Source organism: Streptomyces sp. NPDC001868 (genome assembly GCF_040297125.1).
Lineage (GTDB): Bacteria > Actinomycetota > Actinomycetes > Streptomycetales > Streptomycetaceae > Streptomyces.
Genome location: NZ_JBEOYO010000118.1, coordinates 1 through 8,133, shown reverse-complemented (window position 1 = coordinate 8,133; position 8,133 = coordinate 1). Strand labels below are relative to the sequence as shown.

Sequence of the window (8,133 nt, the reverse complement as noted above, 5' to 3'; positions counted from 1 at the left end):
CCCCTGAAAAAGCAGGGGCTGCGCCCCGTGCTTTTTCAACGGCCCGCAGGGGCCGTTGCTTCTAGGGGCGCGGGGAACTGCGCGAGAAGCCCCACGCACCCGCGCCCGACAGCCGACCGAATCCCCCCGCCCCTCCCGCCGGTCACCGCATGGCAGCATGGGGCGCCCCCAGCGAGGTAGGGCGGGGGCACGGTCAGTGTGTATGACGACACGGAGGATCCATGTCCGCGGCAACCAACCCCCCGGCCACCCAGGCGCCCAAGCCGGAGATCCTCGCCGCGTTCGAGGCGGCGAAGGGGTTCATGCCCAGGGGCGAGGGGCTGGCCCTGTACGCCGCGGCGGTGGAGGCGGGGCGGCTCGGGCTGCCGTTGCTGGAGGTGGGGACGTACTGCGGCCGGTCGACGATCCTGCTGGCCGACGCCGCCCGGGAGGCGGGGGTCGTGGCGGTCACCGTCGACCACCACCGGGGCAGCGAGGAGCAGCAGCCGGGCTGGGAGTACCACGACGAGTCCACCGTCGACCCCGAGGTGGGCCGCATGGACACGCTCCCCACCTTCCGCCGGACCCTCCACCGGGCGGGCCTGGAGGACCACGTCGTCGCGGTCGTCGGCCGGTCCCCGCAGGTCGCCGCCTTCTGGGGCACCCCCCTGGGCCTGGTGTTCATCGACGGCGGCCACACCGACGAGCACGCCACCGCCGACTACGAGGGCTGGGCCCCGCACGTCGCCCCGGACGGCCTCCTCGTCATCCACGACGTCTTCCCGGAGCCCGAGGACGAGTTCACCGGGCAGGCCCCGTACCGCGTCTACCTCCGCGCCCTCGCCTCCGGCGCCTTCACGGAGGTCTCGGCGACGGACTCCCTGCGGGTGCTGCGGCGGACGGATGGCAAGGGTGGCACGAACGACACGGGCGGCACCGGCATCTGACCCGCGCGGACCCGAACCAGGTCGCCCCGCCTCACCCCGCCCCCGCCCTCCCGGGCTACGCCACCTCTATGCCGTGGTCCTGGACCAGTTCCTCCAGGCCGCCCCGGTAGCCCTTGCCGCCGATGACGAAGTCCCAGTCGCCGTTGGCGCGGCGGCGGAAGGAGCCGAGGGTCAGGGCCGTTTCGCCGGTGCGGCCGTCGGAGACGTCCAGGCGGCCCTGTTCGGCGCGGGACGGGTCCAGGAGGCGGATGCCGGCGTCGGTGAAGCCGGCGAGGTCGGCGTCCGGGTTCACGGCCGGGTCGATCGCGGCGACGAGGACGAGACGGTCGGCCTCCGCCGGCAGCGTGTCGAACGAGACCTGGATCGCGGCCTTGTCGGGTGTGGTCGGCGGGACCGCGCGGACGGTGCCGTCGGGAGTGCGGAGGTTGTTGTAGAAGACGAAGTGGTCGTCGCTGAGGACCCGGTTGCCGTGGCAGACGAGCGCGCAGACGTCGAGGGCGACGCCGCCGGTCCAGAACATGCCGAGCACGCTGTAGTCGTCCGAAGTGCCCTGGGCCGTCCCTCCGTCCGTGTCCGCCGACGTCCGCTGGGCGGGCAGCACCACGGTGGGGTCGGTCGAGGACACGGGAGCGGAGGCGGGGGCGGGGCGCTCGCCCGTGCCGAGGCGTCCCCGGAGCCCGTGGCGGTGGAGCAGGTCGACGAGTTCGCGGCCCGAGACCAGCTCCAGCGGCTTGCCGTTGGCGAAGGTGTGGGAGCCCGGTCCGAACTTGGACGTCGTCACCAGGACACCCTTGTTGGCACCGGCGTCCTGGACCGTGCCGTACAGGTCGCGGACGGCGGTCGGCGGGACGGTGTTGCGGTAGCGCTTGACCTGGACGACGATCTTGCCGCCCCGGATGGGGGTCGGGTCCAGGGCGTCGACGTCCACGCCGCCGTCGCCCGAGCGCTGGGTCGTGACCGCCTGCATGCCCATGGCGCGGAAGAGTTCCGCGACCAGTGACTCGAAGGCGAGGGGGTCCATCTCCAGCAGGTCGGGCTCGTCCTCGCCGCCGTGGGTGACGACGCCGACGCCGTTGCCCACGTCGCCGGGCCTGCGGCCGGGGCGAACGGGCGTGCGCTGGTCGGGCCGGGCGGACAGTTGGCCCCGGAGTCCGTCCGTGAGGCAGTCGACCGCGCTGACCTGTTCCAGGTGCAGTCCGGCGAACACCGACCGGGGCACCTGGACGGTCGACAGGAAGATCTGGGCGCGGCGGCCGGTCGCCGGGTCGTGGTCGTCCACGAATCCGTTCAGGACGACCGACTCCAGCGCGCCGAACTCGTCGGCGGCGAAGAGGTCGTGGAGCACCAGGAGGGTGCACTGCGCGAGGACGTCCCGGTAGAGGGCCCGCCGCTGGGTGACCGGGCGCGGGCGCTCCTTGTCCTGGTCGACGCTCGGCATGTAGACGACGGTCTTCGCCTCGGGGACGACGTCGTACCGGGGCAGCTCCCAGTCCAGGACCAGTTGCCGGGCCGCCGAGTCGTACGCGGCGGAGACGCCACGGGGGAAGCCCTCGGGCCAGGCGGGCGAGGCGTAGAGGGCGGCGGAGAAGTAGTCGACGGCGGCTTCCGGGTCGCCGTCGCGCAGTGCCGTCGCCATCTGGGCGAGCCCGGCGTTGTGCCGCCGGATCTCCGCGCGCTGTCCTTCCGCCCACTGCTCGTACTGCCGCTGGTACTGGGCCAGTTGGCGCTGGCGCTGGGCCTCGGCGGCCTGCGCCGCGTGCCAGTCGTGCTCGAAGCGGGCGCGCGCCTCGGCCTGGGCCTGCGCCCGGCGCTGGGCGGTCCAACCGCCCAGCGCCTGATAGTGGTTGGGGTCCGGCATGGGCACCGGCTGGGCCAGCGGCCCCGGCGAGAACGGCTCCAGGCGCTCGGGGCGGGTGAGGGACGCGGCCCGGAACGCCGGGGCCCGGCAGCCCGCGCCCAACAGCCCCTCCAGGGCCAGGACTTGGGCGTCCAGTTCCTCCGTACGCCGCCGGGCCTCCGCCTCGCGCTGCTGCCGGTACGCCGCCTGCTGCTCCCGCTGGCTGCGCGCCACCTCCCGCTGGTACGCGCGCTGTTGCCGCTCGTACTCGCGCTGCTGCCGGGCCCGCTCCTCCGACTGACGCTGCTGCTGGCGTTGTGCCTCGGCCCAGATCCCGGCCAACCCGTTGGAGCGACGACTCATGCGCTACAGGCCCTCCCACCGGGGCCCCGACCGCACGGCAGCGCCCCGCCCCCACAACCAGACGTAACCGAACGACTTTATCCCGCGACGGCGCGTACGCCTACCGCTGGTCAGCGCCCTGCCCGGCGCTCACGGGTTCCGGAGGGCGACGGCTAGCCCAGGTACCGGGCGAGCAGGTAGATGGCGGCCGCCACGGCGACGATCACGGCGGCGACGGCCGGCCGGTAGGCACGCTGGGAGAGGGGGTCGGCCGGAGGGCCGTCCGGCTGTTCCGGGCGCTGTCCGTACGCGCCTCCGGGGATGCTTCCCTGGGTCTGGAGCGGGAGGGCCGGGAGCGGGCTGACGATCGGCGGCACCGGCGCGTGCCAGTTCGTCGCGTCGCCGGTGCCGGGCGCCTGCGGCTGGAGCTGACCGGTCGCGAGGCGGCGCCAGCGGCGGCCCGAGGTGTCCGTGAACTCGACGGAGCAGAGGAGGGGCGAGGGCGGTGAGCCGGTGGCGGAGGCCATCGGGAGGTCGGCGGTGAGCGCGCCGCCGGCGGGCAGGACCTCGCGGCCGTCGAGGCGTACGCCGTCGTAGTGGACGGCGACCCCGACGAGCGGCTGGTTGCTGGTGTTGACCGCGTCGAGGCGCCACCGTGTGTATCCGTCCGCGAGCACCGAGGGAGTGCTGACCATCGCCACGTGCAGCATCGACGACTGGATCAGCTTCTCCCGCTGGTCCGCCTCGCGTTCCCGGTCCTCGATACGGCGTTCCCGCTCGGCGAGCCGGCCTGCCTGGCGGACGTTGTGACGGTGCCCGGCGATACTCACGACGAGCGCGGACGCGGCCACGACGGCGCCGAGCACCGCGATCACGACCTCGATCATTCTCGTACTCTGGCCCGTCGGTGGCCTGTGGGTCCAGCCCGGGACGGGGGTCGGTTGTCGGGTGCGGGTCCGGTGGGGGCTGGTCGCGCAGTTCCCCGCGCCCCTCAAGATTCAGGCCCCGGGGGCCTGAAAAACCACAGCCAGGGTGCCTGATAGACCACAGCCCGGGGCCTGATCGACCACAGCCCGGGGGCCTGAAAGGCGACGGGGCCGCGGGTTGAAAAGCACGGGGCGCAGCCCCTGCTTTTCAGGGGCGCGGGGAACTGCGCGACCGGCCCCCACCGAACCCGCACCCGACAACCGACGCCGTAAGGTGGCACGCGTGTCGTACGTAGGCCCGGACTTCGATCCGCCCCAGCCCCGCCGTTCCGCCGTCCGCCGTCCGCTGACCGTGGCGGTGGCCGCGGTCGTGGTGGGGGCGGTGGCCGGATGGGGGGTCTGGCAGGCCGTCGGGGACTCCGGGGACGGGGCCGGCGGGCCGACCGGAGCGACGGGCCCGCAGACCCGGCCGGCGACCACTCCCCCGGCATCCGGGGATCCGACCGCCTCGGGCGACGACGGCACCGGCGACGGCAGCGGGGCCGACGGCGGGAAGGCGAGCCCCTCCGGCTCCTCCTCCGCTCCCGCCGCCACCGGCCCCCTCAAGGGCAAGATCGTCGTCATCGACCCCGGTCACAACCCCGGCAACTTCCAGCACACCACCGAGATCAACCGCAAGGTGAACATCGGGACGAACGCCAAGGAGTGCGACACCACGGGGACGACCACCAACGACGGTTACCTGGAAGCCGACTTCACACTGGACGTCGCACGGCGGATGCGGACGCTTCTCCAACAGGAGGGCGCCACGGTGAAGTTCACGCAGGACGGCGACCGCACATGGGGTCCGTGCATCGACGAGCGCGCGCGGATCGGCAACGAGGCGAAGGCGGACGCGGTGGTCTCGATCCACGCGGACGGCTCCGGCACCGGCAACCGCGGCTTCCATGTGATCCTGCCGGGTTCGGTGAACGAGGGCGCCGCCGACACCCGCCCCATCGTCGCCCCCTCCCGGGACCTCGGCGAGCGCATCACCGGTTACTTCGTCCGCGCCACCGGCAGCGCCCCCTCCAACTACGTGGGCGGCGGCACCGGCATCGTCACCCGCACCGACCTCGGCGGCCTCAACCTCTCCACGGTCCCCAAGGTGTTCATCGAGTGCGGCAACATGCGCGACAGCAAGGACGCCGCCCAGCTCACCAGCGGAGCCTGGCGCCAGAAAGCGGCCCAGGGAATCTCGGACGGCATCACGAGCTTCCTCGAAAATTGAACAATTCTCCCTTTGAGGAATGCGCGCGGCGGTCTCAATCTGTCAACAGTTCCCGCCGTGTTCGTCATGTGCGCCGGGATGCGCGATATCCATGACGCGGCACCGTTGACCAGCGGTGCCCGGCGACAGAAAGTGACACGGGGGAACTCTGAGGGAATCGTGAGTTTCCTGCGAGGGTAGCGGGCGGGTCGTGATCATCGAGATGATCCCGGCGGACACCCACGTCGGTCGGACGATAAGGTCGTCCCTACGATGAGGGGCCACCCCCGCGCTTCCCACCACGGCCTGACGGCGACATGGTGACGGCGACGCCTCCACCGATGACGAGACGACTGACGAAGGACCTGAAGTGAATATCCGCTCCCTCACCAGAGGCGACGGCGTCGTGATCGGAGCAGCGGTATTGCTGTTCATCGCGTCGTTCCTCGACAACTACTCCATCGACGGGGCTCCTGACAGTTTCGACTTCCCGAACCTCTGGGAGAGCGGCCCGGTGCTGCTCAGCGTCGTCCTGGCGGGGCTCTTCGGCGCCGCGTCCATCGTCATCGCCCGGGGGCTCCCGCAGCCGCCCAAGATCGTCGGTATCGAGCTCGGCCACTTCGGCATCGCCTTCACCGTCTTCGCCGCATGGAGCGCGCTGGGCAACATCTTCGACCCGACCGGCGGCGGCGACAACTTCGGCGGCGACGGCGGCAGCAGCACCGACGCGGGCATGGGCCTCATCCTCGCCCTCATCGCCACGCTGATCATGGCCGGCGCCGCCATCGCCACCCCCCTCGTCCCCGCCCTCAAGGCGGCCCTGGTCGGCGCCCCGCGGCCGGCCGCCCCGCAGCCGTACGGCGGCCAGCCGCCCGGTGGTTACGGCTACCCGGGCGCCGGTGCCCCGGGCCCGTTCGGCGCCGGTCCGGGTCAGCCGGGGCCCGGTCAGCCGGGTCCGGGGGCGCCGTTCGCCGGCGCTCCGCAGCAGCAGGCCGCGGCGCCGCAGCCGCCGGCCGGGGACTTCTCGCCGTTCTGGTTCGCGGTGCCGGTGGCCCGTCCGCTGTTCGCCGAGGACGGTTCGCAGTCGACGATCGCCGAACTGGCGCCGGGCACCTGGTACCTGGCGGTCGAGCAGCGCGGCCCCAGCCTGGTGGCCCAGACCCAGGACGGCCGTCGTGGCGTCCTCCAGGACACCAGCGGCATCCAGCGCGGCTGATCCCACCTCGCCGTACCGCCGCACCCAGCCGTACCGCCGTACGCAGCCGTACCGCCGCACACCGGCCCCTCGCTCTTCCGAGCGGGGGGCCGTTGTCGTACAGTCGCCTCCCGCCCGATTCCACTGACACACCGTCAGGAGGCAGGCGTATGCGGCTCGGTCTGGCACTCGGCTACTGGGGGCGCGGCCCCTCGGCCGATCATGTCCCGCTGGCCCAGGAGGCGGAGCGGCTCGGGTACGACTCGGTGTGGACGGCCGAGTCATGGGGCTCGGACGCGTTCACCCCGCTCACCTGGATCGCGGCCCACACCTCAAGGATCAAGCTGGGTACGGCGGTCGCGCAGATGGCGGCCCGGTCCCCGACCACCACCGCGATGCACGCCCTCACCCTGGACCATCTCTCCGGCGGACGCGCCCTGCTCGGGCTCGGGCTCTCGGGGCCGCAGGTCGTCGAGGGCTGGTACGGGCGCCCGTTCCCGAAGTCGCCGCTGACCGCGACCCGGGAGTACGTCGACGTCGTACGCCAAGTACTGAGGCGCGACGCCCCGGTCGAGCTGGACGGACGCTTCCATCCTCTCCCCTACGACGGGCCGGACGGCACCGGCATCGGCAAAGCGCTGAAGTCCATCACCCACCCCCTCCGCGCGGGTCTGCCGATCCTGCTCGGCGCCGAGGGGCCGAAGAACATCGCGCAGACGGCCCGGATCGCGGACGGCTGGCTGCCGTTGTACTGGTCGCCGACCCGGACCGATGTCTACGAGGCCTCGCTGACCGATGTCCCCGATCCCTTCCTCATCGCGCCCATGGCCAGGGCGAGGGTCTGCGACGACATCGCCGAGGGGCTGTTGCCGGTGAAGGCCATGCTGGGCTTCTACATCGGCGGGATGGGGCACGCGAAGCGCAACTTCCACGCCGATCTCATGGCCCGTATGGGGTACGAGGAGGAGGCCCGGCGCATCCAGCGGCTCTTCCTCGACGGGCGGCGCGAGGAGGCCGTACTCGCCGTGCCGGACGCCTTCGCGGACGAGATCTCGCTGGTCGGGCCGCGCGAACGGATCGCGGAGCGGCTGGAGTTGTGGCGGAAGGGGCCGGTGACGGACCTGCTGGTGCTCGCCCCGGACCCGCACACGTTGCGGGTGCTGGCCGAACTCAACTCCTGAGGACCCTTGAGGTTTCATCGAAGCCCGACGGGCAACTCGAAGGGCATGTCTCGATATAGCGGCTCCAACCAGGCGGGCCGGATCATAGCGATCGTCGCCGACATCATGGCCTTCATCCTGGGCCTGTGGATCCTCATGTATCTGTTCGACGCGAACAGCACGAACGACTTCGTGCAGTTCATCCATGACGCGGCCCGCTGGCTCGCGGGCTGGTCCCACGACCTGTTCACCTTCGACGAGCAGTGGGCGCGGGTGGTGGCCGGGTATGGCCTGGCGGCCGTCGTGTACCTGTTCATAGGCCACGCGATCGCCAACCGGATGCATCGGCACTGAGTGGGGGCGTCGTCGGGTGTGTTGTCGGGTGCGGGTGAGTGGGGGCTGGTCGCGCAGTTCCCCGCGCCCCTAGAAGCAACGGCCCCTGGGGGCCGTTGAAAAAGCACGGGGCGCAGCCCCTGCTTTTTCAGGGGCGCGGGGAAC

General features: G+C 72.2%; 7 protein-coding genes. 5 read left to right on the top strand and 2 right to left on the bottom strand.

All coding sequences use genetic code 11. The features are described 5' to 3' along the window. Window positions 1-221: 221 nt before the first annotated feature. Window positions 222-926: a class I SAM-dependent methyltransferase gene (locus ABT147_RS46805; RefSeq protein ID WP_351418600.1), complete on the top strand. Its 705-nt coding sequence runs from the start codon at window positions 222-224 to the stop codon at window positions 924-926. A 55-nt stretch (window positions 927-981) separates the two neighbouring features. On the opposite strand, the gene ABT147_RS46800 is transcribed toward ABT147_RS46805, so the two are convergent. Together ABT147_RS46800 and ABT147_RS46795 are read right to left on the bottom strand one after the other, a co-directional pair. Further along, window positions 982-3,126: a restriction endonuclease gene (locus tag ABT147_RS46800; protein WP_351418597.1), complete on the bottom strand. Its 2,145-nt coding sequence runs from the start codon at window positions 3,124-3,126 to the stop codon at window positions 982-984. A 152-nt stretch (window positions 3,127-3,278) separates the two neighbouring features. Continuing rightward, window positions 3,279-3,992, bottom strand: coding sequence for a hypothetical protein (locus tag ABT147_RS46795; RefSeq protein ID WP_351418595.1), 714 nt, complete (start codon window positions 3,990-3,992; stop codon window positions 3,279-3,281). Window positions 3,993-4,314: 322 nt separating this feature from the next. Between ABT147_RS46795 and ABT147_RS46790 the strand changes: the two genes are divergently transcribed. From ABT147_RS46790 to ABT147_RS46775, 4 genes are all read left to right on the top strand, one after another. After that, the gene (locus tag ABT147_RS46790; protein ID WP_351418593.1) at window positions 4,315-5,301 is read left to right on the top strand and encodes an N-acetylmuramoyl-L-alanine amidase; all 987 of its coding nucleotides are present in this window, start codon (window positions 4,315-4,317) and stop codon (window positions 5,299-5,301) included. Between the two features lie 349 nt (window positions 5,302-5,650). Beyond that, entirely contained in the window at window positions 5,651-6,496 is an 846-nt protein-coding gene (locus ABT147_RS46785; protein WP_351418590.1) for a hypothetical protein, read from the top strand. Window positions 6,497-6,645: 149 nt separating this feature from the next. Then, window positions 6,646-7,656: an LLM class F420-dependent oxidoreductase gene (locus tag ABT147_RS46780; protein WP_351418588.1), complete on the top strand. Its 1,011-nt coding sequence runs from the start codon at window positions 6,646-6,648 to the stop codon at window positions 7,654-7,656. Between the two features lie 45 nt (window positions 7,657-7,701). Further along, window positions 7,702-7,989, top strand: a complete 288-nt coding sequence (locus tag ABT147_RS46775; protein ID WP_351418586.1) for a hypothetical protein — start codon at window positions 7,702-7,704, stop codon at window positions 7,987-7,989. Window positions 7,990-8,133: the final 144 nt, after the last annotated feature.